We start from the raw sequence: 22,900 nt of genomic DNA on the forward strand, positions 1-22,900 counted from the left end.
CAACGGGTTTGAATATCCATTTATTCATAGAGCTTGACGCCACTGCAACTGGATGTTCGATTCTATCTTGATTGACGTTTTAAGTCCGACAGGCTGCTAGAGGAAGTGGCAGGTGATGCTACTGAATATTACTCGGTAAACGGTTCAATCAGTGGTTTCTGTCAAAGTGTTTGTGTGGATGACTGCAGCTCACAGGACGTTACTGTTTTAAACGGTACAGAGTCCATGGATAAGATGCGCTGCTGGCCAACAACCCTAACCAATTCTCCCTTCCATCTTGCCGCTATTATCAATCCGGATAGAGCTCCCAGTGATGCCCCCGTTGCATCACGAGTAGTGATGTTTCCAACCATTAGCAATGGCTCTATTGAGTGGCTCTGCGGGTATCACAACGAAACCAGCCTGAGGCTTCCTGAAAAATACCTGCCAGCAGAGTGCCGCAGCAATTATGTCACTAGCACAGTAACCATTCATGTGGGTGGGGTTGATGTGAGCAGTGACGGTTTGCTTATTGAGTAACCACTAAGTCAGCATTTAAACCTCGACATAATAGTCATCAAGCAGTTGCTGGAAAGCCTCCCTATGCGCAGGCATCACATAGCTTTTATCCAGCATGAGCACCTGATAGATACCTCTGCGAATGGTATTTCTGGAAAACTCTCCGTCACTGCGAGAAGCAATGGTAGCTCCCACAAATCCAACCCAGGACACCAACACCATCCAGGAATTGAAGATAAGAGCCTCCCTGTCCTTACCATCCATGTCACAGAAAATACCAGCCGCAACCATCAACTGATATAGCTTTTTCATATGAAGAATGACGCTTTGTGAGAGCTCCAGCATGCCATTTTTGAGCTGCTCATTCTCTGTAAGCAGATACTCAATGTCTTTGTAAACAAAGCGATAGTGCCACATAAGTTGCACCACATCTTCCAACAGCTGTCTTTTATCTTCTATGGTGAACGGTTTTTCAGAATCAAAGGAGAGAATTTTCACAGACTCAAGGGAAAGCTCACCAAACAGCGCCTGCACAATCTCTCCCTTATTGCGAAAGTGGTAATACAGATTGCCCGGAGACATATCAAGAGCCGCCGCAATATGATTTGTTGATACCAGCCTTTCGCCTTGAGAGTTAAAAAGCCCTCTGGCCGCTTCCAGAATGCGGGCCCTTGTTTTTCCGGCCTTGCCTGTCGCCATACTTATTTTCACTTATACGGATTTGCCGAAGCATTATCCGTTTACATTTTAGAGTTACTACTCTAAATTATCCGACAAAGTGAATATAAGAACAACAATACTCATACCGCCTTCCCAGTCGCAGTTTTCCAACTACATTGGCGGTCATAACCGGAGGAAATGTTTATGGCTACCGCCGTTGAAACCATGACTGCCGCCCAAGAGACAAAAGATTCCCTGCGTCCTTTACTGGAAAAGCAACAAAAAGCCTACCGGGCTAATCCCATGCCTTCAAAAGCAGACCGCATTCGCAATCTGCAAAAACTCAAGAAGGTTATGCTGGACAACCAAGGTGCCATCATCAAAGCCATCAGTGATGATTTTGCTGGTCGCTCCCCTGAAGAAACTCAGCTCGCCGAATTGATGCCTATTGCCCAGGACATCAACTACACCTGCAAAAAACTCGGCAAATGGATGAAGCCAAGCAAACGCCATGTTGGCCAGCATCTCCAGCCAGCCAAAGCTGTTGTGCATTACCAGCCATTAGGCGTTGTTGGCATTATGGTGCCTTGGAACTACCCGGTTCAGCTTGCAGTACTGCCAATGATTGGCGCACTGGCTGCCGGCAATCGGGTGATGGTGAAAATGTCTGAATTTACACCATCAACGGCAGACCTGTTTGCCAAACTGATGAAAGACAACTTCCCGGAAGACCTGATCTGCGTTGTTAATGGTGACGCTGGTGTTGCTGCAGACTTTAGCAAGCTTCCTTTTGATCATCTGCTGTTTACAGGTTCTACCCAAGTTGGCCGTATTGTTATGCGCGCCGCCGCAGAAAACCTGACTCCTGTGACTCTGGAGCTGGGCGGTAAATCTCCAGCCATTGTTGCCGATGACGTTGATCTGGAAGAAGCCGCAGAACGTATCTGTTTTGGTAAATCATTTAACGCTGGTCAAACCTGCGTTGCTCCTGATTACATCCTTTGCCCAAGAAACAAGCAGGAAGCCTTTATCGAGGCCTACCGCAAAGTCTTCAACAGAATGTATCCCAAGCTTTCCAACAACAGCGATTACACCAGCATAGTCAATGACCGTCAGTATCAACGACTGAACAAGCTGGTTGATGACGCTAGAGAAAGTGGCGCAGGTATTCACATAATTGGTGAAGAGAATATTGACGACGGCAGTCGTCGTATGCCTCTGCATATTATTACCGATGCCAGGGAAGACTTGGCCGTGATGCAGGATGAAATCTTTGGACCAGTCATGCCAGTCGTACCTTACGATTCAATGGACGAAGCCCTGTCTTACATAAACGACAGGCCTCGCCCGCTGGCTCTGTACCTGTTCAGTCATAATAGTCAGTGCCAATCAAAGGTTATGGAGGGAACGCATTCTGGCGGTGCCTGCATTAACGAAACTCTGCTTCATGTTGCGGTAGACGATATGCCATTTGGTGGTATCGGGCCTTCCGGTATGGGCCATTACCATGGTCATGAAGGTTTCCTGACCTTCACCAAAGCCAAAGGCACGCTGGTGAAAGGCAAATTTAACGCAGCCAAGTTTATGTATCCTCCTTATGGCGGCTTACTGGGCAAAATCGTATTCAAATTATTCGTTCGATAAGGCTTTGTGCTGAAAAGGACGGGAAAAACACGAAAAAAGCCCTGCCGGATGCCGCAAACCTTTGAGATTATGTTCTGTTCAAAGGCTGCGGCCTCTTTTTGACGAGCAGAAAGCCTGGATCGAGCCACTGTGTTTAGTCAGCTATACACGGGTCATCAGGAAGATAATAAATATGAATAAAAATACCTCTGCTGAGAAGTCTCCAGGCGGTTTCAACCCCGCCTTGAACAGGCGCACCTTTCTGAAAACCGGTCTGGTTGGCGGCGCGATTCTCTCCACCGCGGGCGCGGCTCTTTCTCTTGCTGGTTCAACGCCTGCCCCTAAAGCCAGTGGGTATCTGTTTTTTGCAGACACTGATATCCCATTTATAAGGGCTCTTTTTAGGGGGATCATCGGTAATGCTATTCCCAGCGAAGAAATCTTAATGCTTGGCGTCAGAGATCTGGATAAACACAGTGCCAAACTGTCTCCGGAGCTGCAAAAAATTCTCCGACTGCTGTTCGATGTGGCCACTATGCCTCTGACCAAAGGGCTCGCAACAGGAGTCTGGAAAGATTGGGATAACCTAACCACCGAGGAAGTTTACGCCTTTCTGAATCGCTGGCAGCACAGTCGCCTCTATCTCAACCGTATGGCTCATGCCTCCCTTGTACAGCTGACGTCTATGTCATGGTATGGAATGCCGGAATCTTTTGAACACTCCGATTACCCTGGGGCACCTTACACGAGCGTTCTGATTACAAAACCTAATAACTACTGATTGCTGTCGTATTCAGCGGGGAATTTATGGCTATTAAAGATCTGTTTGCCGAAGGCGTGGCCAGTGGCTGGAAGGTTCATAATGCATCACGCTTTGAGAAGGACACAACTCTGGAAGCTGATGTTGCCATAGTTGGCACAGGTGCCGGTGGCGGAACCACAGCTGAAATTCTGGCAATGGCCGGTTTCAGGGTTGTCATGATTGAGGAAGGTCCGCTGAAATCATCCAACGATTTCAACATGGATGAGCGGGAAGCCTACGCAACGCTTTATCAGGAAGCGGTTGGACGATTGAGTAAAGATGAAGCCATTACTATTCTGCAAGGTCGCAGTGTCGGTGGTTCAACAACCATCAACTGGACATCCAGCTTCCGAACTCCTGAGCCGACCTTGGATTACTGGACATCTGAGTTTGGCGTAAAAGGCACATCGGTAAACGAGATGGCTCCCTGGTTTGCTGACCGGGAAGAACGTTTGAATGTTCATATCTGGGAAATCCCCCCCAATGCCAACAACAGTGTTCTGCAAAAGGGTTGTGATGCTCTGGGTTACGAATGGAAGATGATTCCTCGTAATATTTCCGGTTGCTGGAATCTTGGATATTGCGGAACAGGTTGCCCGACTAACGCCAAGCAATCTATGCTGGTGACAACCATTCCAGGAGCCCTGCAGCGCAATGCGGAACTGCTATTCCTTGCCCGCGCTCACTACCTCCGGCATAAGAATGGCAAGGTAAGCGGTGTTGTCTGTCAGGCTATGGATGAAACCTGCGTCAAACCAACAGGGAAAACCATTACCGTTAAAGCCAAACATGTTGTGCTTTCTGGTGGATCAATCAACAGCCCAGCTGTTTTGATGCGTTCCGCAATACCGGACCCTTATAATATTGTTGGCAAACGCACCTTCCTGCACCCGGTTCCCATGACAACCGCCATAATGCCAGAAAAAATAGATGGTTATCATGGCGCTCCACAGTCAGTTCATAGTGACCACTTTCAATGGAAAGATGGTGTAACCGGCCCAATCGGCTACAAGCTGGAAGTGCCGCCTCTGCAACCAAAACTGGCAGCAGCACTGTTCCGGGCCAGAAGCGAAGATCTGGCTGACAATATGAGCAAGCTTCCATATATGAACGTGACTCTCGCTCTGCTCAGAGATGGTTTCCATGAGCAAAGCCAGGGTGGTCGGGTTGAGATTCGCAATGATGGTAGCCCGGTTCTCGATTACAGAATGAATGAATATCTGTGGGATGGTATGCGTCGTGCGATGTTGTCTATGGCAGAAATCCAGTTTGCCGCCGGAGCCAGCACAGTTCGTCCCCACCACTACGGCGCTCCTCACTACAAGAGCTGGAAAGAGGCCAAAGCTGGCATCAGTGATCTAAACCTCAGAGAGTACGATACCCTGATAGGCTGTGCCCATGTGATGGGTGGCTGCCCAATGGGAGAAGACCAGAAACGCTCTGTTGTAAATAGCCTCGGTGAACATCATCAGATGGATAATCTTTCAGTTATCGACGGTTCGGTGTTCCCCACCAGCATCGGTGCTAACCCGCAACTCTCGGTCTATGGTCAAGCGGCACGAATGGCTACGAACCTGGCCGAAAGGCTTGGATCACCGGTAATTACCAGAACTTAACTGGTAATACGCAGACAGATGGCCTTGTGCATAAGCCTAGGGTTGGTTAGCATCGCTGGCTTTGCCAGTGTTTATGCCAACCTCAGTAGTAAGTGAACGAGAGGACTTGAAAGCCTTGATGAGAACAGTTATCTACCCGGGAACATTCGATCCGATTACCCGGGGGCATTGCGATCTTGTAGAGCGGGCTTCCCTGTTGTTTGATCGGGTGATTATTGCGGTTGCCGAAAGCCCCAAGAAAAAACCTTTGTTTGATCTTGTAGAACGTGTGGATCTTGCAGAAAAAGCAACCGTCCATCTGGATAATGTGGAAGTTCAGGGGTTCAGTAACCTGCTGGCTGATTTCACCAAAGATGTTGGCGCCGGGGTTATTCTGCGGGGCTTGCGTGCAGTATCGGATTTCGAGTACGAATTCCAGCTGGCTAACATGAACCGGGTTCTGGCTCCGAGTGTAGAAAGCCTGTTCCTGACACCTGCAGAAGCATTCTCTTATATTTCTTCTACTTTGGTGCGGGAAATTGCCTCACTGCATGGTGACATTTCCAAGTTTGTTTCTCCAGAAGTGGAACAAGCTCTGAAAGTGAAATTTGGCAGCCCTGAGCGCGCATAAAGCCCTGAGCGCACATAAAGCCCTGAGCGCACATAAAGCTCTGAGCCGATAAGTTTTAAAAGAGTATTATATGGCCCTGAAGATTACTGACGACTGCATTAACTGCGACGTCTGCGAACCTGAATGCCCGAACAGCGCAATCTCTCCAGGTGAAGAGATCTACGAAATTGATCCTACCCTGTGTACAGAGTGTGTTGGTCATTACGACGAGCCACAGTGCCAGATGGTTTGCCCTGTAGACTGCATTCCAAAAGATCCTGAGCACGAAGAAACTCAGGAAGATTTGATGGAAAAGTACAATATCATCACTGGCAACGCCTGATGATATGCGAAAGCCGCCTGCCCAGGCGGCTTTTTACCAGAGGCGCTCTCAATAATCGATTCGCAACTAAAGCCAATCTGTTAGAAGTATTCCGAGGCTGATCCGGTTAGAACTGGCATTATAATCAATCAGACTTTCACCGTAGCCATTAAAATACTGCACATAGCCGCGCAGTCGTCCCCAGAAGGGAAATGACCAGTCCAGCTGAACCGCTCCCTTATTTTTATCCCAACTTCTGAGATTATTGCGAAACAACATGCCAAAGTTGTGCTCCCCCCATTTATAACTGGCAAGCAGCTCTCCGTATCCCATATATTTCCAGATATCCGGGTTGTCATCGCCCTTGAGGTCATCCGGTGCTTCCTTTTTATCTTCTGGAATCCGGTACCAGGGTTTTATTGCCCAGGCAAAGTTATCCTTTTCAAAAACAAATTCCATATAGATTCTGTTCCAGCTTCGCGATAGTTCCCCTGTCTGCCCGTTAGACTGGTGGACGATACCCGTATCGATCATCCGCAGATGTGCCCCAAGAGCGGGCTTATTCATGGGAAAACTCAGGAGAGCTTCTGGCTGGTGATTTGTTTCCCGGAATGGGCTGGAGATATCCCTGTTATAAGCCTGCCACCAGGCTGTCATAGTGTAGCCAGCCTTCAGATCGGCCATCCCCCATATATCCTGCATAAGCGGAATAGCAATGCTGATCTGAAACTTAACCTCCACGTTATCCAGATCCCGGTTTTTAATATCAAATCGCTCATAGGGTCTGACATAAGGCTTGCTCTTGTACGACACAGGAAGAATATAGTTGCGATCAAGCGGAGTAATTACAAAATCCTTATTTTCTGTTCGCTCCTGTTGCCGCATCCGAATATCAATCGGAGACAGATGTTCCTGTTCGGGTTTTGATAACTGACTAGCCGACTCTTCACACAATGCCCAAGAAGACAAACCAAGCAATGCAGGTAATACCAAAAGTGATCGCGCAGTTGTCATAACAGCAAACAGAACTTTGCAGATAGAGCCTTAGAGAATAGTCACAGGTTTCAAATATGGGGCTAATCTGAATGTATTCTGTTACCCGGAGCACAGGGATCGTGCATTCACATTTAATAAATCTGTTTAGTAGCCCGACATTTCTCCGAGAAATTGCTAATCAATGCGAAGAGCTTGGCTACTTTCTTAATCTCCCAACAGCGTCCATCACGCAGTGTGAGCTTGAGGAGATAGAAGGGGAACACAGCTCCTGGATTGGGAAACTCACCATTACCACAACCAAAGATCATCAACGACTGGTTCTCAAGCTTTCCCCTGCCGGCAGTGGGGAGCACGAAGTGATTTTTCATCAAACTATAAAAGCAGGCAGCGATGTACCAACCACCCCGGTACTCGCCTTCGGCATTCTCGAAGACGAAACCAGCTTTTTGATCATGCCTGACCAAACAGACACTCACCGCCAACTCTTTAACACAGTGCAAACATTTACCGGCTCACGCATCAGTCACTCCTTGCAAACAACAGTGATTAAAGCGCTGACAGCTTTCCATAAAGCTATGGAGCCACTGGTTGAGCACGCCGATTATCTGGGAGTTGGGCGATATCGGGATCTGCCCAGACCTTTACTGGAATATGTGACTCTCTGCAGCGAACTTGTAGCAGAATTCCCCGAACGCATACTCCCGCCAGAAGATCACCAACAACTAAAGCAGCTTCTACCGCTGGCCGTTCACTATTGGAAAACATCTCTACGAAAAAGGTTAAAGAGTAAGCAAGGACTTACAATCTGCCACGGAGATTGCTTTCTTCACCATTTCTGGATGCCCCACAACACCCAGCAAGAGCCTCTGCTTTTTGATTTTGATTTGGCGACCCTCCATAGCCCAACCTGGGATCTTGTTACTCTGCTTTCTACCGGAAACTTTCCTGATACTGAGAGATGCCTGAAGACTTATCACCTCCACGCAGGCCTGGGAACGCCGTTCGATGAGTTTAAGGAAGAGTTTGCCTGGCTTTCCATCTGCCAGCTTTACCATGTGCTGGCAGACAGGGAGAGAGGATGTGATGAATTACTATGGAAAGATCGCTTGAAAAACCTGCTGCAATTCAGTGAGTTGATTAGCCTACCCGCCTGATGCCTTTGAACTTACCAGAGCTGTCGTAGCTGATCTCGAATCGACCATAAATACCATGATGGCTTACAAACTGGGCAATGATATCAAAGGGCAGACTGATACTGGTACCGTCATCCGCAACAGCTCGCACCCGCTCTTTCTGTCTCTTGTAAAACTGAAGAACCTGGTCCGAGTTGAGGTTGATGGAAACAATCGACTTACGCATGCAACATCCCTGCTAACTGGTCATCCAACAGCCACTCTTTTTGGTGGCCACCCATTAATAATAGAAAACCAGTAACCATTTGAAAATTAACGCAATTTTCTTACTCTAAACTGTCTGCCCTTGATCTTGCCGCTTTGGAGGCACTTCAAAGCCCGGTTCGCAACGGAACGATCAATCGCTACATAAGCTCGATAATCAAAGATATCAATCTTGCCAACATGCTTCCCTGGTATACCCGCATCTCCGGTCAGAGCACCAAGGATATCACCAGGGCGTACTTTATTTTTTCGCCCGCCATCAATGTTCAAGGTAACCATAGGAGGAAGAATCTCAACCTCCTGTTCCTTTAGCTCAGCCAGAGTGCCGTATTCAACCGGGCGCATCTGGTACGCTTCTATGTCTTCAATCTTGTACTGTTCTTTGTCTGTATAAAGACTCAGTGCCAGCCCTTTGTTACCTGCACGCCCGGTACGACCAATACGGTGAACATGCACTTCAGCATCACGGGTAACTTCATAGTTAATCACCGCTTGCAGGTCTTTGATATCCAGACCACGAGCTGCCACGTCCGTCGCCACCAGCACTGAGCTGCTTTTGTTGGAAAACTGAACCAGAACCTGATCACGATCCCGCTGATCAAGATCCCCGTGAATCGCCTGAGCGTGAAAACCTTCATCGCACAATGCATCAGCAACATCCTGACACTCAACCTTGGTATTGCAGAACACTACGGCAGATTCAGGCTGATAATGACGCATCAGTTTTACCAGAGCATCACGACGCCCTGAACGAGATGTAAGGAAAAAGCGCTGCTCTATCACGGAATCGTCATGGTGAGATTCCACACTCACTTCAACGGGCTTCTTCTGAAACTCACGGCTGATTTCCTGAATACCTTCCGGGTAGGTCGCAGAAAATAGCAATGTCTGACGATTGGATGGCGTTTGGCTGGCAAGATCAGAGATGGCATCGCGGAAACCCATATCCAGCATACGATCCGCTTCATCCAGTACCAGGGTCGTAATATCGTCCAGTTTCAGGGTACCTTTGCGAGCATGTTCCTGCACACGCCCCGGTGTTCCCACAACAATGTGGGCACCATGCTCCAGAGAGCCAATTTGCGGTCCAAAGGGCATACCACCGCAAAGAGTCAGCACTTTGATATTATGGGTAAAACGCGCCAGGCGACGCAGTTCCTTTCCTACCTGGTCTGCCAGCTCACGGGTTGGACATAGCACCAGAGTCTGTACACGGTACTTTCGAACATTCAGACGAGACAGCAGGCCGATACCAAATGCAGCTGTTTTACCACTGCCGGTTTTAGCCCGGGCGATAAGGTCTTTTCCCTTCAGGATATGGGGAACACTCTGTTCCTGAATAGGCGTCATGGTCTGATACCCAAGGGATTCCAGATTGGCAAGCATTTCTCTGGACAAGGCCAGAGTAGAAAAGCGGGAGTCAGACATGATGGTTGGTCAGGCAGGTCAATAAGGCGGGCAATGGTAACAGCTCTGCCGCTGCAGTAAATCCTGTATCATCCGACGGAAATACGTTTTCTAAGGATTTTTTATGTGGTGGCGCATTGTTTTGCTGTCTCTTGCCTACCTGACACTGGGCGCTCACTTTCTTCGTTTTGGCAGTCACCTCGCGGCAATAGCTATAGCGCTCGCTCCCTGCCTTTTGTTTTTTAAACGAACCTGGACCGTATCTCTGCTGCAGATTGGATTGGTTGCAGGTACATTTCTGGTATGGCTGCCGACAACTTACCGGCTTATCTATACACGCATGCACTTTGAGCAGGACTGGATTCGAATGGCATGTATTCTGGGGGCTGTAATGATATTCACCCTTCTGATCAGCTATACCTCTGGCGCCCTCAAACAAAAATACCCGGTTACATAAACCGGGTATTTCATTGTCCAAAGAACTCAGGATCAGGCCTTATCGAGAGAACACGCAAGTGAGTTGAGAAGAAACTGGTTTATAAAGCCTCAAGAGGTAACTATTGACCCAGGCTGCTCACTCTTCTTTCTCTGCAAAGCGTGCAACCACAGGCCAGAAGCTTTCATCAGATAACCAAACAGAGCTCCCACCAGCAGGGAAGGTATCACCAGTTTCCAGTTTCCATCTGCTGCAAAGGTCGCACAAGATCCAATAAATGTTCCAGGAATAAAGCTAAGCCAGCTTTTCTTTGCCTGAATGCACATCATGAAAGACACTGCCGCGGTGACAACATACCCAAGAACTTCAAGATTCATGACAGAGGACAGCTCTATAATAACAACCGCCCAGAACACACCGCTCAAGTTGGTCAGAATACTTAAACCAAGCCCTTTCACGCCATCAACAGGTGAAGCGAAATAGGTTGTACAGCCAAGAAATCCAGCCCATGTGAGCAAACCCAAAGAAATGGAAACCCAGCCCCAAATCCCGGAGAGTATTCCTGTGGTTAAAGCAATTGCAAAAAGAACAGACATAGCGGTTAAAAATCATTCTGCTTATTAAACGACCGTTTTATCGTTCATCTCTCATGTCAGCAATAAGCGCTTGCATACGCAGGGTTCGCAATTTACTTACACAACTCCAATGCTGCCTTTGCTTTTTCCAATACAACAGGAGGAATCTCATGCTGCCCATCAAAAGCCACAAATTCTCCGGAATAGCCGTTATCCAAAAGTTTTTTATACAAACTATGGCCATACTCAAACCCAAGAACAGGGTCCTGTCGCCCGTGAGACTGTAGTAACGCCAGAGGTCGGGAGGTGTTCAACAAGGAGTCCAGCGCAGTTTCTGCTATCAGGTTTCCGGAAAACAACCAGAGTCCTTTTATACGGTCACTGAGCTGTGGCGCGATATGGGAGCCGATCATAGCTCCCTGAGAAAAACCACCAACAATGGCATTGTCGTATTCCGGCAAAAGCCGCTCAATAAACTGCTTACCCAGCTCAATAGATTTTTGAAACTCTTCAGAATTTTTGTCTTTCAGATTCCTTGGCGTTCCCGTCATCATGGCCATCTGAAATTCAGCCATATCAATAGGAAACCACGCTCGCCCTCCACCTTCAGCCGTTAACCAACCATCAGGAAAGAACCAGTCACAGCTTTTTTCCGGATCAAGGTAATCAGAAATACCATACAAGTCTGCCATGGAAGCCCCATAACCATGGAATAATATGACACAGGTTTTACTTCCCTCCTGTGACCGGTTCTCCAGAAATTGCAGTGGTGCTGTGTTCATAATTATTCTCCAGCTTTGCTTCCAAATATGAAGTATAAAAAAACCGGGCACCCATCCTACAGCTGTAGAACCAGGCCCGGTTTCTAAAACCTTTCCGACTTATGCCAGTGAACGAAAGCCTACCGCTTCACGTAACTGCTGGAGGAACGGCACTGACTCTTCACGAGCCTTGCTTGCACCTTTCTTCAGCTCTGCCTCAATAAAGGCCGGGTCTGCAATCAGGCGATCATACTCTTCACGAGGACCTTTCAACTCTTCATTCAGGTATTCGAACAGTTCCTGCTTCAGAACGCCCCATCCTGCACCATCTTCATATTGTTTGCGCTTGGCTGCGATCTCAGTTTCATCTTTGGCAAAAGCAGAGAAGATCTGGAACAGGCTGCAATTCTCAGGATCTTTAGGTTCACCCGGCTCGAGGCTATTGGTCACAACCTTCATGATGTACTTGCGGAATTTCTTTTCAGGGCAGAACAAGGGAATAACATTACCGTAGCTCTTGCTCATCTTACGTCCGTCAAGACCACTCAGAACTGCAGAGTTTTCACCCACCACAGCTTCAGGCATCACAAAGTGTTCGCCCTTATAGATATGGTTGAAACGGGATGCGATATCACGGGCCATCTCAATATGTTGAACTTGATCACGACCAACCGGTACACGGTTAGCGTTGAACATCAGAATGTCCGCAGCCATCAGCACAGGATAACTGAACAAGCCCATGGTTACGCCCTTGTCTGGATCATTGCCTTCGGCAACATTTGCATCCATGGAAGCTTTATAAGCATGAGCACGGTTCATCAATCCCTTAGCGGCCATGCAGTTGAGCATCCAGCACAACTCAGGAATCTCAGGGATATCGGACTGACGGTAGAAAGTCGAACGGTCAGTATCCAGCCCCAAAGCCAGCCAGGTAGCGGCAACCTGACGAGTAGAGTCCTGCAGAAGTTCAGGATCCCAGACACCAATAATCGTGTGGTAGTCAGCCAGAAAATAATAGGACTTGATATCGTCCCGACGACTTTCTTCAATGGCCGGCCGGATAGCACCAACATAGTTGCCCAGATGGGGTGTACCGGTAGGCTTGATGCCGGTCAGGGTCTTGGCTTGTTTGGAGATCATGCTCATGGAGAACCGTCTGTTTCAGTATCGGCGCAGAGCATGGATTTACTCAGGCCTGCAAAGGTTCAGGATTATAAGGAACCTATAGCTTACGGCAACCGTAACCCGACGATCTAACAGGAAGGTTAGCCCTCAGGATAAATCAGATTTATCTCCAATCTGAATATCTGTGCTCTTTTCAGAATTCAGCATGCATAAACAGGAGATTTGACAATATCATATAACATGAGGATCAGAGGTTCTCAGAGCTCATCATCAGCTCATTCCACCATGACTTTCTCGGGAGATACATCGAAAAACGAGAACACGCTGCTCGGTAAACAAAGCTTTGCGAAAGTACGAGAATTAATGTCCTGCTTCCGGTTCACCTCCGTTGCACAGCTATCGCCGGAACCTGGGGGCTATTCCAATGCTTAATTTCAACCCCATCGCCTGCTATTGCTCAATGGCTCAGCGACGGCTTCCCATTCAACGACGGCTTCCATGCCAGGGTGGCCCTATTTGTATTTGGGTATTGAGCCTTACCGGCATGTTTGCGCTACTTTCCATGAAACCCGCTGAAAAGCACACTGGTGAGAACCCTCAACCAGCATGATGTGATAGGGTTACGACAAAAATTTCGATTCAAAATACGATGCCAGAATTACCAGAAGTCGAAACCACCCGCCGTGGCATATCGCCACACATTACAGGCCATCAGGTTGAAGAGGTTATTGTTCGCCAACCACGGTTGCGCTGGCCTGTAAGGTTAGACCTGCCACAGTTGTTAGAAGGTCAAACCCTCAGAGCTATTGAACGTCGAGCCAAATATCTTCTGCTACATTTTCCCGGTGGAACATTAATTGGCCACCTTGGTATGTCTGGCTCCATGCGAATCCTTCCGGCTGGAACACCTGCCGAAAAACATGATCATGTGGACATTGTTTTCGAAAACAACAAGCTGCTTCGATTGACAGATCCACGCCGCTTTGGCGCCATGGTTTGGACCGACCAGCCTCTTGAACATCACGAATTACTTTCCAGGCTTGGACCTGAGCCGCTGTCAGAACAGTTTAACGGCGAACTTCTTTTCAATCGTTCCCGCAAACGCAAACAGGCCGTGAAAACCTTCATTATGGATAACCATAATGTTGTTGGAGTGGGAAATATATACGCTAACGAGGCATTGTTTATGGCTGGTATCCGCCCAGATCGAGCCTGTGGGCAAATTTCCCGTAAACGTTACAATGTGCTGGCAGATGCCATCAAGACAGTTCTGGCACGAGCTATAGAGGTTGGTGGTACAACGTTGAAAGATTTTGTGGGTGGTGATGGCAAACCCGGATACTTCGCCATTGAACTCTCCATGTATGGCCGAGCCGGAGAGTTCTGTAAAGAATGCGGCACAACCATTCGGGAAACTCGCCTGAATAACCGCAGCACATGCTTCTGCCCTCAATGCCAGAAATATTAACTTTCTCTTAAGCCGTTACTTGGACCAGGGGGCATTCTCAATTAGGCATCGAACTCGGCAATGCCCTTCGGGTGGCGCTGAAAGCCGCCATTGCCACAGGCTTCCACCTTTATAATCCAAGAACTCTTAGCCCCCTTATTCACACCATGTATCAAAAGTTGTCAGTAATAATGATCTGGGTGTGTTCTGGCTATGACTCCTTAAGGTGCAACTCAGACAAGAACTGATATAGTTGTTAAAAGACTATTCGCGGGAGGATTAATAACTATGACAACGGGAATCATCAACCTGAGAAAAGCAGCCTTGGCTTTAATTACAGCTCTGGCTCTCGGCATTTCGCCAGTTTTCGCTGCCAAAGGGCCAACTCAGGCTCAGGCTGAAAACCCCAGTTTCTTTGCCATGACCGGCGATCTGCTGATCGCGCGTCCTCTGATGCTGGCAACAACTGTTATTGGTGGTGCTGTTTTCGTAGTCAGCTCTCCATTTTCTGCTGCCGGTGGTAATCTACTGGGTGCTGCGAATACCCTGGTAAAAAAGCCTTTTGATGCGACCTTCCGTCGCTGCCTGGGATGCTCTTTCCCAAGTGAAGAAAGTTTGTAATTCTCTCTGACTATTCAGCACTATCACGCTTTATTGTTTTCCTGATAGTGCTGAAAACCTCCATTTTTTCATCCTTTTTAAATTAACCCCTGCCATTGCTTGCGAGCTTTCCTGTTTCACAGGTATTCTTTGACTGCGCAGGAAATATAACCACGGTCGTATAAGTCAAAAAATAGATAAATACCCCTTAAAAACAAGAATGCGCAGTAAAAGGAATTGCAACTATGGAACCCTCCATTTATCAAGCTCCTGAATCGGAAGTCGTAGAATCCAGCGAACAACTGTACGGTTCTGTGGAAAAAGGCCTTGCAGGTGATTATGACTTTTCCGTCAGTGAAATTCTGAGTGAAGCCTGGGGCAAAACGAAAGGCAGCAAGCTCACTATTCATATTGGCTATGCTATAGCATTTGCTGTGTACATTGGTGCAATCGCCATTATGGTTGGCGCTACTTTTGCCTTGGGTGATTCGGCTCTTTTCGGCATTCTTACCCAGGTTCTGATTACTGCCATCGGTACTCCTTTGATGGTCGGGTTGTTTATGTTGGGCTTAAAGCGTTCAGTCATGTCGCCAATATCTGCCTCTGAGCCTCTCCAGTATTTCCACAAAACCCTGCCGCTGCTTGGTTTATCTATCGTCGCAACTGTTTTCATCATGGTAGGTTTTCTACTGCTGATTCTTCCCGGCATCTACCTTTCTTTTGCTTATATGTTTGCGGGCCCTCTGTGTGCAGAGAAGAACATGGGAGTTTGGGATAGTCTGGAAACCTCCCGAAAAGCCATTACCCACCGCTGGTTCAGCTTTTTTGGCCTATTCCTGCTGCTGGGCATTATCAACCTGATTGCGTCTATTCCTCTTGGTTTAGGTCTGATCTGGACTCTGCCCATGACCAGCATTGCCATGGGTATTGCTTACCGCAATATGTTTGGGGTTGAGCCTCAGACTCAAGGGTAAAGCAGGTTCATGGCAGTACCTCATCAACAGATCGATACCACCTGGAAAGTTGAAACTCCTGAAGGTATCGATCTTCATGCCGAAGTTGCAGGCCCAGTACCACGGGCACTGGCGTATATAACCGACCTCCTGATACGGGGCGTAATTATGCTGGTGCTTGCTATTGCCCTTGGCCTATTGGGTTATGCCGGCCAGGGTATATTAATGATCTGTGCTTTTTTGCTGGAATGGTTTTACCCGGTTGTTTTTGAGGTATTCCGGCAAGGCCAGACTCCCGGCAAACGCCAGTACGGTATTGCGGTGGTGAATGATGACCTGACTCCTGTTATGCCCGGCACATCTTTTATCCGTAACCTTTTACGCACTGCGGATTTTCTGCCGTTCTTCTATATGGCAGGTTTAGTCAGCATGTTAACCACAAAACAGTTCCGCCGATTGGGAGATCTGGCGGCTGGAACACTGGTGATTCATGTTCCACCAAAGCAAGATACGGAACAGTTGCCGAAAGTATGCCCAACTGCTCCCACAATTCCGCTAAACAGCAATGACCAGACTGCAATTATCGACTTCACCCGCCGTCATGAACAATTGAGCACACCCCGTCAGCAGGAGCTGGCCAATATTCTTGAACCACTGTTAAAAGACAAAGACGAGAACGCTGTAACCAAACTTCGCAGCCTTGGTGTCTGGTTATTGGGAGGTTCGGGGAAATGAAGCAGCAAACCTTTGAAAAAAATCACTGTGCCACTTGGGAACTGCTTGAAACTGAGTTTGGTGAAAGTACACCAAAAAGTAAAAACGAAGATAAGCCACAGTTTGATAAAAGTCGCTTCGCCCCTTTGTACCGGGAAACCTGCCATCACCTGGCTCAGGCTAAACACCGTAGCTATAGCCCACACCTTGTTGATCGCCTGAACCGCCTGGTTCTGGTGATGCATAACACCCTGTACAGCAACAATTCCCGATTCCGCTACCAAGGGCTTCGGTTTCTGATTCAAGATTTCCCTCAGGCTTTGTATGACAACAGGCGTTATATCGGCATATCCGCCGCCCTGTTTCTGCTTCCCGGTCTATTTATGTTTATTGCCTGTCTGACCAACGATTCCATGATCTACACCATGATGGAACCGGTACAAGTGCGTCAGTTTGAAGCTATGTATGATCCGGCTAATAGCGCTTTGGGCCGTGAACGACAGTCCGACACTGATTTGGCGATGTTTGGTTATTACATCCAGAACAATATCGGCATCAGCTTCCGTACTTTTGCCAGCGGCATTGCCTTTGGCTTGGGCTCGATCTTCTTTATGGTTTTTAATGGGCTAAATATTGGCGCGGTGTTTGGCCACATCACCCGTATTGGTTTTGAAGAAACCTTCTACCCCTTTGTAGTTGGTCACGGCAGCTTCGAACTAACAGCTATTGTTTTTAGCGGTGCTGCCGGTCTGAAAATGGGATTTACCTTACTGGCTCCAGGTTCTTATCGCCGCCTGACTGCTCTTCGCCTGGCAGCAAACGACGCTATTCGTATTATTTACGGTTCTACCCTGATGCTGTTAATTGCAGCATTTCTGGAAGCATTCTGGTCTTCCAGTTCAACTCTTCCTGTCGCTGTGAAATACGGTGTAGGTGCCCTGCTGTGGGTACTGGTTCTGGGCTGGTGTACGTTAGCGGCAAGAAAAGTCGGCAGGCGGAGGCTTGGATCATGATGGATCTTGGCAAAATCCGCATTAATCCACGCCTGCGAACACACTGGGAAGCTGTTGATCTTGGTTTTACCCTCGCCCGCAGTTGGTACAAAACCCTGTTCCTGAGCTGGGTTCTTCCTGCAGCCACACTACTGGCGATTCTTACATTAATCTTTCATGTCTTTGAGTGGCCACTCTGGATTCCAACAGTCATTGTCTGGTGGCTAAAGCCTTTGTGGGATTCATCACTTCTTCTGTACGGCAGCAGAGCTCTTTTTGGTGAAACCCTTTCCGTTGACTATTCCATGAAAGGTTCCCTGGGCTTTCTTAAACCAGACTGGTTTGCATGGTTAACCTGGCGTCGTTTAAGTCCAGCCCGCAGCTTTGTTATGCCCGTAACAGGGCTTGAAGGGTTAAAGGGTGAACCTCGTTCTCGCAGGGTTGGTCTGCTGACTCAGCGCTCCGGCAGCAGCTCCTTCTGGATAACAATTGTCTGCCTTGTTATGGAAGTTTCTCTGACTGCCGGCTTTTATGCACTGATCCTGATACTTATTCCTGAAACAGTCGATTTCAATCTGCAAACCATTGCAGAAAGTGAATCTGTTTTTGCTGATATGATCGACAATTTTGTCGCTCTTATGGCTTCGGCTCTTATCGCACCTTTTTACACTATGGCTGGTTTTGCCTTGTACATTAACCGTCGTATAGAGCTGGAAGCCTGGGATATAGAAATTCATTTCAGGGACATGGTTTCTCGCCAGAAAAGCAGAAAGCCAAGAGCCTCTGTTTCAAAAGCTGCACAGCTGTTCCTCGGAGGTATTCTTTCCAGTCTGCTGCTTTTTGCAACGCCGCAAACTACTGAGGCTGCTCCTCTCAGTCAGTTGAGCCGGGAGAGCGCCAAAGAACAAATCACTGAAGCTCTCAGAGGTGAAGATTTTCATGTAATGGAAACCAAGACTGGCTGGCGCCTTAAGGAAAACCCGGAAGAAGACTCCTCTCTTTCCGAAAAGCTCCCAGAATGGTTTATTGATGTTATTGATTGGCTTGCAGGGCTTCTTCGTCCGGCAGGCAGTAACGGTAATAGTTCGAGTGTATTCATAATAGCGTCATTCCTTGAACTACTGGTTTGGGCTGCTGCTATTGGAGCCGTTGCCTGGCTGATTTATCACTATCGGCAGGGTATTCGTGCCCTGTTTACCTCGGTAGATCTTGCCAGACACAAAAAACCGAAAGTCGCTGCACCAGAGGTTATGTTTGGCCTGGATGTTCGTCAGGAAAGCCTGCCTGACGATATCCCTGCAGAAGCCTCAGCACTCTGGAGCAAAGGGGAGTTTCGAGCTGCGCTTGGCCTGTTATATCGAGCCACACTGTCTGAATTGATTCATCGTTATGAGTTTGAATTCCATCCCGGCCATACCGAGCGTGAGTGCGCTGATCTTGTTCACAAAGGTCAGAACGAAGAGCAGGTTTCTGAATGTTTAAACAACTTTGTACTGAATCTTACCGAACAATGGCAGTGGACTGCTTACGGACACAGGCAACCCGATACAAAAGCCTTTGAACATCTCTGCGAGAATTGGCAGGAGGTGTTCCCGGCATGAGTCAGAACAAGAATTCAGTTTTTCCCGTTGCCTTACCGTTAACCATTATTGGTGTGCTGGTTATTGGTTTTGGCATCAAGCTATTTCTTGATCGCTACGAACAATACGAAGAAAGTATTGATACCGGCTGGAGCCTGGAAGCCAAAATTAACCCTTGGCTGGCCGCACAACGATACCTTGAAAATCTAGGTTACGGTGTTGAAAGCTACGAGCGAATGGAAGAGCTGGAACCTGATCTTCAGGACCAAAATAAACCCGGTACCATTCTGATAACAGATATTGAACTGGTCATAAGTCAAAGGCGAGTTGATCAATTGCTGGAGTGGGCGCAATCAGGGGGGCACCTGATTGTTGGTTTGCCCAATTCCCTTGATGGCCGCACTCACGAACTGCTGCAGCATTTCGGCGCATCTGTTGTAGAACCAGAGGAAACTGAAGCGGCGAAATCTAACGAACGACAATCTCTTGCCGAGTTGATGCGCGAGTTCGACAGGCAGAAGGAAAGCCCTGATAAGAACAGCAAGCAAACGTTTGAACAGTGGGCAGAACAGAGCCGCCCAGGCAGTTGGGAATCTGCCAAAGAAAACGAGTTTGTGCAGCTGGAATTCTCAGGTATGGATGAGCCTGTGGAAATTCATATGAGTCTTTACCAGCAGCTGAACCATCCCTGGCTATACATTGATGAACAAGACGAACAAAACTATATCGACGAAAATCCTCGATCTCATATTCCCGATTACTGGGCTGGTAATGAGGCAGGCATTCAATATATGGAGTTTGCAGAAGGTGATGGTCATGTCACCTTCCTCACCAGCCCAAATATCTGGCAATCATCCAAAATAGATAAACACGACCATGCCTGGTTGTTATGGAAACTCTCTCCTTCTGGCAGGTTTGCTGTTGTGTATGGTGCCAGCATGCCAGCATTATCAGCTGTGATTTGGAAATTTGCGCCAGAAGCGGTCTTTGCCTTTTCTGTACTCCTGCTGTTCTGGTTGATTTACCGGGGCCGACGCTTTGGTGCTATCCGAGAAGCATCCACCACCAGACGCAGAGCCATTGCCGAACATATTCGCGCCTGTACTGATTACCTATGGCGTAACAAGCAAACCGAAGCTCTGCTTAATCCATTGCAGAAAACAATAGAATTACGGTGTCAGCAGGTGTGTCCAGGATGGCAAAACCTGGACAACACCCAACAAATTGAGTGGCTCGCCAACCACTGCGGAGCCACTGAAACAAACGACATGGAACAGATAGCTGCCGCCATGGCAGCGAACACCCCAAATAACGAATCAGAGTTCGTATTGTCTGTACGTGTTCTGCAAAGAATCAGGGAATCACTTTTATGACTGACAGTTTTGAAAACAGGGATAGTAATAAAGACGAGCTGCTTCCCTTACTCCAGCAATTGCGTGACCGTATCAACAATGCGGTTATCGGCCAGCCTCAGGTGGTTGATCAGGTTTTGATTGCCCTGCTTGCTGGAGGCCATGTTCTTGTGGAAGGTGTTCCCGGCCTTGGTAAAACTTTACTGGTTCGCACTCTGGCTGAAACTATTGCCGGAAACTTCCGCCGGGTTCAATTCACTCCCGATTTGATGCCAGCCGATATTACTGGCCATACCCTGTATGACATGAACAAAGGCACCTTTCAAATTCGTAAAGGACCAGTGTTTACCAACCTTTTATTGGCCGACGAAATTAACCGTGCTCCCGCCAAAACCCAGGCCGCTCTTCTTGAGGTTATGCAGGAGCATCAGGTTTCTATCGAAGGAACATCCCATAAAGTTTCTCAGCCATTTATGGTTATGGCCACCCAGAACCCTATTGAACACGAAGGTACTTACCCACTGCCGGAAGCGGAGCTGGATCGTTTCCTCCTGAAAGTATTTATCGATTACCCTTCAGTAGATGATGAAGCCCTCCTGACCCGGATTATTTCAGGCTGCAGCAAGGATACTCCGGAAAACGCAAGCAGTTCGCCTGTTTTCAATGCCCAACAGATTGAACAGTTACAGCAGATTGTTGCCACTATGCCAGTGGATAATCAGGTGGTTGCCTATGCTGTGCGCTTGGTACGCGCAACAAGGGAAAGTGTTGTTTTTTCCCGTGGTGCAGGAACCCGAGCCTGCATTGCATTGATCAATACTGCACGAGCTTATGCGCTGCTCCGAGGTGCAGACTTTGTTCTCCCTGATGATGTAAAAGCGATGGCCATTCCAGTTATGCGTCATCGAGTTGCACGCTCTGTGGATATGGAAATTGAAGGCGTGGATACCGACGCGTTGCTGGCTGATCTTCTGGAGCAGGTTGAAGCACCCAGACTATGAGACCATCTCGTAAGTTTTTAAAACTTATTGCCGTATGGCTGGCACTGGCTGTGCCGCTGGCAGTACTGCGATATCTGGATCAGGTTGATACCGCAGAAAGTTTTTCCAGCCTCTGGTGGATGGTTGGTATTTCTGTGGCGTTTTTTTCCTTTATCGACCTCTATCGCGGAACAAGATTTAAAGCCATCACAGCATCGCGAAAACTGCCTGCAACACTAGCCGTAGGCATTCATCAACCTGTTGACATCACCGTTACTAACCCTCTCGATTTTCCGGTTAAAACGACAGTGACTGATCACTGGCCGGAAGAAATAGAGATGACCAAAATGCCGGTAGATCTGGAGATTCCGGCAGATAATAGAGCAGAGATTCGTTATCAGTTAAAAGCGACTCGGCGCGGACAATTAGAGTCTGGGCTTGTAGATATGCGTGTTCGCTCCAAGTCAGGCTTCTGGGACTTTCGGTTACTGCTGGGAGAACCATCCAAAGCACGGGTTTATCCAAACTTTGCACCGATTTTTAATGCTGAAACGTTAAGCCTTGATCAACAAATTAACCGTCTTGGCGCTCACCAGCTGCAGCAGCGCGGCTCCGGTATGGATTTCCACCAGCTGCGGGAATTTCGCCAGGGGGATGTGCTCCGACAGGTAGACTGGAAAGCCAGCTCTCGCCTGCAAAGGCTTATATCCAGGGAATACCAGTTTGAACGTGATCAGGACATTATCTTTTTAATGGACTGCGGTCGTCGTATGCGTGCCAGAGATGAAGGCTTAAGCCACTTTGACCATGCCCTCAATGCCATGCTGCTCACTTCATGGATTGCCCTGAGACAAGGTGATGCAGTGGGATTCCAGAGTTTTGCCAATGGCACACAGCAGGAACAACGCTGGCTGGCTCCCGCCAAAGGCCAGATCACTGTTAACCGTATTCTCCAGCAAGCTTATGATCTGCACAGCACAACCACTAACAGTGACTTTGTCGAAGCCGCCGAACAATTGATTACCCACCACAGAAAGCGGGCACTGGTTGTTTTAGTCACCAATATTCGGGAAGAGGATCGGGAAGACCTACGCGCTGCAACTCGATTGCTTGCTGGAAAACATATTGTGATGGTGGCCAGCTTGCGGGAACAAGTTCTGGATCAAATGGTCAAACAGCCTGTCGAAGGGTTTGAGCAGGCTCTGCATTACGCAGGTACACAACACTACCTGGATGAGCGAAAGCGTTTACTCCGCGAGCTTCGGAACTCTGGAGTTCTGGTTGTAGATGCACTTCCGGAAACATTGCATGTGGATATGGTGACTCAGTATTTGCAGCTGAAATCCAGTGGCCGTTTTTAATCACAAAAATCGTAATTTACGGAAAACAACTACAGCTTGGGATAGCACTATGAAAGCCTTAAGATTATTTTTATTCCTGTTTTTTTCATTCTCTACGTTCAATGTTTTTGCAGA

24 protein-coding genes are annotated in these 22,900 nt (G+C 48.0%); 17 read left to right on the top strand and 7 right to left on the bottom strand.

The window, feature by feature from the left end; genetic code table 11:
• Positions 1-174: 174 nt before the first annotated feature.
• Positions 175-519: a pilin gene (locus tag QMA35_RS09875; RefSeq protein ID WP_281646983.1), complete on the top strand. Its 345-nt coding sequence runs from the start codon at positions 175-177 to the stop codon at positions 517-519.
• 15 nt (positions 520-534) lie between these two features.
• Here QMA35_RS09875 and QMA35_RS09880 read toward each other — a convergent pair whose 3' ends face one another.
• The gene (locus tag QMA35_RS09880) at positions 535-1,197 is read right to left on the bottom strand and encodes a TetR/AcrR family transcriptional regulator (protein WP_281646984.1); all 663 of its coding nucleotides are present in this window, start codon (positions 1,195-1,197) and stop codon (positions 535-537) included.
• 165 nt (positions 1,198-1,362) lie between these two features.
• Between QMA35_RS09880 and QMA35_RS09885 the strand changes: the two genes are divergently transcribed.
• The 5 genes from QMA35_RS09885 to QMA35_RS09905 all read left to right on the top strand — a co-directional run bounded on the left by QMA35_RS09885 (position 1,363) and on the right by QMA35_RS09905 (position 6,131).
• Positions 1,363-2,802 carry a coniferyl aldehyde dehydrogenase gene (locus QMA35_RS09885; protein ID WP_281646985.1) on the top strand — a complete coding sequence of 480 codons (1,440 nt, stop codon included), beginning with the start codon at positions 1,363-1,365 and terminating at the stop codon, positions 2,800-2,802.
• A 172-nt stretch (positions 2,803-2,974) separates the two neighbouring features.
• Complete coding sequence (locus tag QMA35_RS09890) at positions 2,975-3,562, top strand: twin-arginine translocation signal domain-containing protein (RefSeq protein WP_281646986.1); 588 nt, start codon at positions 2,975-2,977, stop codon at positions 3,560-3,562.
• 26 nt (positions 3,563-3,588) lie between these two features.
• Positions 3,589-5,199: a GMC family oxidoreductase gene (locus QMA35_RS09895; protein ID WP_281646987.1), complete on the top strand. Its 1,611-nt coding sequence runs from the start codon at positions 3,589-3,591 to the stop codon at positions 5,197-5,199.
• Between the two features lie 118 nt (positions 5,200-5,317).
• On the top strand, positions 5,318-5,809 hold the full coding sequence (gene coaD, locus QMA35_RS09900) for a pantetheine-phosphate adenylyltransferase (protein WP_281647023.1): 492 nt from the start codon (positions 5,318-5,320) through the stop codon (positions 5,807-5,809).
• A 70-nt stretch (positions 5,810-5,879) separates the two neighbouring features.
• A complete protein-coding gene (locus QMA35_RS09905; protein ID WP_281646988.1) occupies positions 5,880-6,131 on the top strand; it encodes a YfhL family 4Fe-4S dicluster ferredoxin in 252 nt (83 codons plus the stop codon).
• Between the two features lie 66 nt (positions 6,132-6,197).
• Here the strand turns inward: QMA35_RS09905 and QMA35_RS09910 are convergent, their stop codons facing one another.
• Positions 6,198-7,124, bottom strand: coding sequence for a phospholipase A (locus QMA35_RS09910; RefSeq protein ID WP_281646989.1), 927 nt, complete (start codon positions 7,122-7,124; stop codon positions 6,198-6,200).
• 101 nt (positions 7,125-7,225) lie between these two features.
• On the opposite strand from QMA35_RS09910, the gene QMA35_RS09915 reads away from it, so the two are divergent.
• Positions 7,226-8,260, top strand: a complete 1,035-nt coding sequence (locus QMA35_RS09915) for a phosphotransferase (RefSeq protein WP_281646990.1) — start codon at positions 7,226-7,228, stop codon at positions 8,258-8,260.
• On the opposite strand, the gene QMA35_RS09920 is transcribed toward QMA35_RS09915, so the two are convergent.
• Positions 8,244-8,465 (bottom strand): DUF2835 family protein, encoded by a 222-nt coding sequence (locus QMA35_RS09920; RefSeq protein WP_281646991.1) that lies wholly within the window; start codon positions 8,463-8,465, stop codon positions 8,244-8,246. The two genes, QMA35_RS09915 and QMA35_RS09920, sit on opposite strands and share 17 nt — an antisense overlap.
• Positions 8,466-8,551: 86 nt before the next feature.
• A complete protein-coding gene (dbpA, locus tag QMA35_RS09925) occupies positions 8,552-9,931 on the bottom strand; it encodes an ATP-dependent RNA helicase DbpA (protein ID WP_281646992.1) in 1,380 nt (459 codons plus the stop codon).
• 103 nt (positions 9,932-10,034) lie between these two features.
• Here dbpA and QMA35_RS09930 point away from each other — a divergent pair, with 103 nt between their 5' ends.
• A complete protein-coding gene (locus QMA35_RS09930; protein ID WP_281646993.1) occupies positions 10,035-10,367 on the top strand; it encodes a hypothetical protein in 333 nt (110 codons plus the stop codon).
• A gap of 89 nt (positions 10,368-10,456) precedes the next feature.
• On the opposite strand, the gene QMA35_RS09935 is transcribed toward QMA35_RS09930, so the two are convergent.
• The 3 genes from QMA35_RS09935 to trpS form a co-directional block, all read right to left on the bottom strand.
• Positions 10,457-10,942, bottom strand: coding sequence for a DUF1097 domain-containing protein (locus tag QMA35_RS09935; protein WP_281646994.1), 486 nt, complete (start codon positions 10,940-10,942; stop codon positions 10,457-10,459).
• Between the two features lie 92 nt (positions 10,943-11,034).
• Positions 11,035-11,703 (bottom strand): hypothetical protein, encoded by a 669-nt coding sequence (locus tag QMA35_RS09940; RefSeq protein WP_281646995.1) that lies wholly within the window; start codon positions 11,701-11,703, stop codon positions 11,035-11,037.
• A gap of 99 nt (positions 11,704-11,802) precedes the next feature.
• Positions 11,803-12,828: a tryptophan--tRNA ligase gene (gene trpS / locus QMA35_RS09945; protein WP_281646996.1), complete on the bottom strand. Its 1,026-nt coding sequence runs from the start codon at positions 12,826-12,828 to the stop codon at positions 11,803-11,805.
• 628 nt (positions 12,829-13,456) lie between these two features.
• Between trpS and mutM the strand changes: the two genes are divergently transcribed.
• The 9 genes from mutM to QMA35_RS09990 all read left to right on the top strand — a co-directional run bounded on the left by mutM (position 13,457) and on the right by QMA35_RS09990 (position 22,786).
• Entirely contained in the window at positions 13,457-14,275 is an 819-nt protein-coding gene (gene mutM / locus QMA35_RS09950) for a bifunctional DNA-formamidopyrimidine glycosylase/DNA-(apurinic or apyrimidinic site) lyase (RefSeq protein ID WP_281646997.1), read from the top strand.
• A gap of 267 nt (positions 14,276-14,542) precedes the next feature.
• Complete coding sequence (locus tag QMA35_RS09955) at positions 14,543-14,875, top strand: hypothetical protein (protein WP_281646998.1); 333 nt, start codon at positions 14,543-14,545, stop codon at positions 14,873-14,875.
• Between the two features lie 224 nt (positions 14,876-15,099).
• A complete protein-coding gene (locus QMA35_RS09960; protein WP_281646999.1) occupies positions 15,100-15,828 on the top strand; it encodes a hypothetical protein in 729 nt (242 codons plus the stop codon).
• Between the two features lie 9 nt (positions 15,829-15,837).
• Positions 15,838-16,542, top strand: coding sequence for an RDD family protein (locus QMA35_RS09965; RefSeq protein ID WP_281647000.1), 705 nt, complete (start codon positions 15,838-15,840; stop codon positions 16,540-16,542).
• The gene (locus QMA35_RS09970) at positions 16,539-17,534 is read left to right on the top strand and encodes a stage II sporulation protein M (protein ID WP_281647001.1); all 996 of its coding nucleotides are present in this window, start codon (positions 16,539-16,541) and stop codon (positions 17,532-17,534) included. The genes QMA35_RS09965 and QMA35_RS09970 overlap by 4 nt, the downstream gene beginning before the upstream one ends.
• The gene (locus QMA35_RS09975) at positions 17,465-19,114 is read left to right on the top strand and encodes a DUF4129 domain-containing protein (protein WP_281647002.1); all 1,650 of its coding nucleotides are present in this window, start codon (positions 17,465-17,467) and stop codon (positions 19,112-19,114) included. The genes QMA35_RS09970 and QMA35_RS09975 overlap by 70 nt, the downstream gene beginning before the upstream one ends.
• Positions 19,111-20,466 (top strand): DUF4350 domain-containing protein, encoded by a 1,356-nt coding sequence (locus tag QMA35_RS09980; RefSeq protein WP_281647003.1) that lies wholly within the window; start codon positions 19,111-19,113, stop codon positions 20,464-20,466. The genes QMA35_RS09975 and QMA35_RS09980 overlap by 4 nt, the downstream gene beginning before the upstream one ends.
• Entirely contained in the window at positions 20,463-21,446 is a 984-nt protein-coding gene (locus QMA35_RS09985) for a MoxR family ATPase (RefSeq protein ID WP_281647004.1), read from the top strand. Before QMA35_RS09980 ends, QMA35_RS09985 begins: the two co-directional genes overlap by 4 nt.
• Positions 21,443-22,786 (top strand): DUF58 domain-containing protein, encoded by a 1,344-nt coding sequence (locus QMA35_RS09990; RefSeq protein WP_281647005.1) that lies wholly within the window; start codon positions 21,443-21,445, stop codon positions 22,784-22,786. Before QMA35_RS09985 ends, QMA35_RS09990 begins: the two co-directional genes overlap by 4 nt.
• Positions 22,787-22,900 lie beyond the last annotated feature (114 nt).

The organism is Parendozoicomonas sp. Alg238-R29, assembly GCF_947331445.1.
Taxonomy (GTDB): Bacteria; Pseudomonadota; Gammaproteobacteria; order Pseudomonadales; family Endozoicomonadaceae; genus Sansalvadorimonas.

Excerpts from the sequence above, each read along its gene's own strand:
- QMA35_RS09905 (WP_281646988.1), top strand. The coding sequence starts at position 5,880 with ATGGCCCTGAAGATTACTGACGACTGCATTAACTGCGACGTCTGCGAA.
- QMA35_RS09890 (WP_281646986.1), top strand. The coding sequence starts at position 2,975 with ATGAATAAAAATACCTCTGCTGAGAAGTCTCCAGGCGGTTTCAACCCC.
- QMA35_RS09920 (WP_281646991.1), bottom strand. The coding sequence starts at position 8,465 with ATGCGTAAGTCGATTGTTTCCATCAACCTCAACTCGGACCAGGTTCTT.
- QMA35_RS09960 (WP_281646999.1), top strand. The coding sequence starts at position 15,100 with ATGGAACCCTCCATTTATCAAGCTCCTGAATCGGAAGTCGTAGAATCC.
- coaD (WP_281647023.1), top strand. The coding sequence starts at position 5,318 with ATGAGAACAGTTATCTACCCGGGAACATTCGATCCGATTACCCGGGGG.
- QMA35_RS09990 (WP_281647005.1), top strand. The coding sequence starts at position 21,443 with ATGAGACCATCTCGTAAGTTTTTAAAACTTATTGCCGTATGGCTGGCA.
- QMA35_RS09955 (WP_281646998.1), top strand. The coding sequence starts at position 14,543 with ATGACAACGGGAATCATCAACCTGAGAAAAGCAGCCTTGGCTTTAATT.
- mutM (WP_281646997.1), top strand. The coding sequence starts at position 13,457 with ATGCCAGAATTACCAGAAGTCGAAACCACCCGCCGTGGCATATCGCCA.
- trpS (WP_281646996.1), bottom strand. The coding sequence starts at position 12,828 with ATGAGCATGATCTCCAAACAAGCCAAGACCCTGACCGGCATCAAGCCT.
- QMA35_RS09980 (WP_281647003.1), top strand. The coding sequence starts at position 19,111 with ATGAGTCAGAACAAGAATTCAGTTTTTCCCGTTGCCTTACCGTTAACC.
- QMA35_RS09965 (WP_281647000.1), top strand. The coding sequence starts at position 15,838 with ATGGCAGTACCTCATCAACAGATCGATACCACCTGGAAAGTTGAAACT.
- dbpA (WP_281646992.1), bottom strand. The coding sequence starts at position 9,931 with ATGTCTGACTCCCGCTTTTCTACTCTGGCCTTGTCCAGAGAAATGCTT.
- QMA35_RS09970 (WP_281647001.1), top strand. The coding sequence starts at position 16,539 with ATGAAGCAGCAAACCTTTGAAAAAAATCACTGTGCCACTTGGGAACTG.
- QMA35_RS09930 (WP_281646993.1), top strand. The coding sequence starts at position 10,035 with ATGTGGTGGCGCATTGTTTTGCTGTCTCTTGCCTACCTGACACTGGGC.
- QMA35_RS09880 (WP_281646984.1), bottom strand. The coding sequence starts at position 1,197 with ATGGCGACAGGCAAGGCCGGAAAAACAAGGGCCCGCATTCTGGAAGCG.
- QMA35_RS09910 (WP_281646989.1), bottom strand. The coding sequence starts at position 7,124 with ATGACAACTGCGCGATCACTTTTGGTATTACCTGCATTGCTTGGTTTG.
- QMA35_RS09895 (WP_281646987.1), top strand. The coding sequence starts at position 3,589 with ATGGCTATTAAAGATCTGTTTGCCGAAGGCGTGGCCAGTGGCTGGAAG.
- QMA35_RS09885 (WP_281646985.1), top strand. The coding sequence starts at position 1,363 with ATGGCTACCGCCGTTGAAACCATGACTGCCGCCCAAGAGACAAAAGAT.
- QMA35_RS09940 (WP_281646995.1), bottom strand. The coding sequence starts at position 11,703 with ATGAACACAGCACCACTGCAATTTCTGGAGAACCGGTCACAGGAGGGA.
- QMA35_RS09985 (WP_281647004.1), top strand. The coding sequence starts at position 20,463 with ATGACTGACAGTTTTGAAAACAGGGATAGTAATAAAGACGAGCTGCTT.
- QMA35_RS09935 (WP_281646994.1), bottom strand. The coding sequence starts at position 10,942 with ATGTCTGTTCTTTTTGCAATTGCTTTAACCACAGGAATACTCTCCGGG.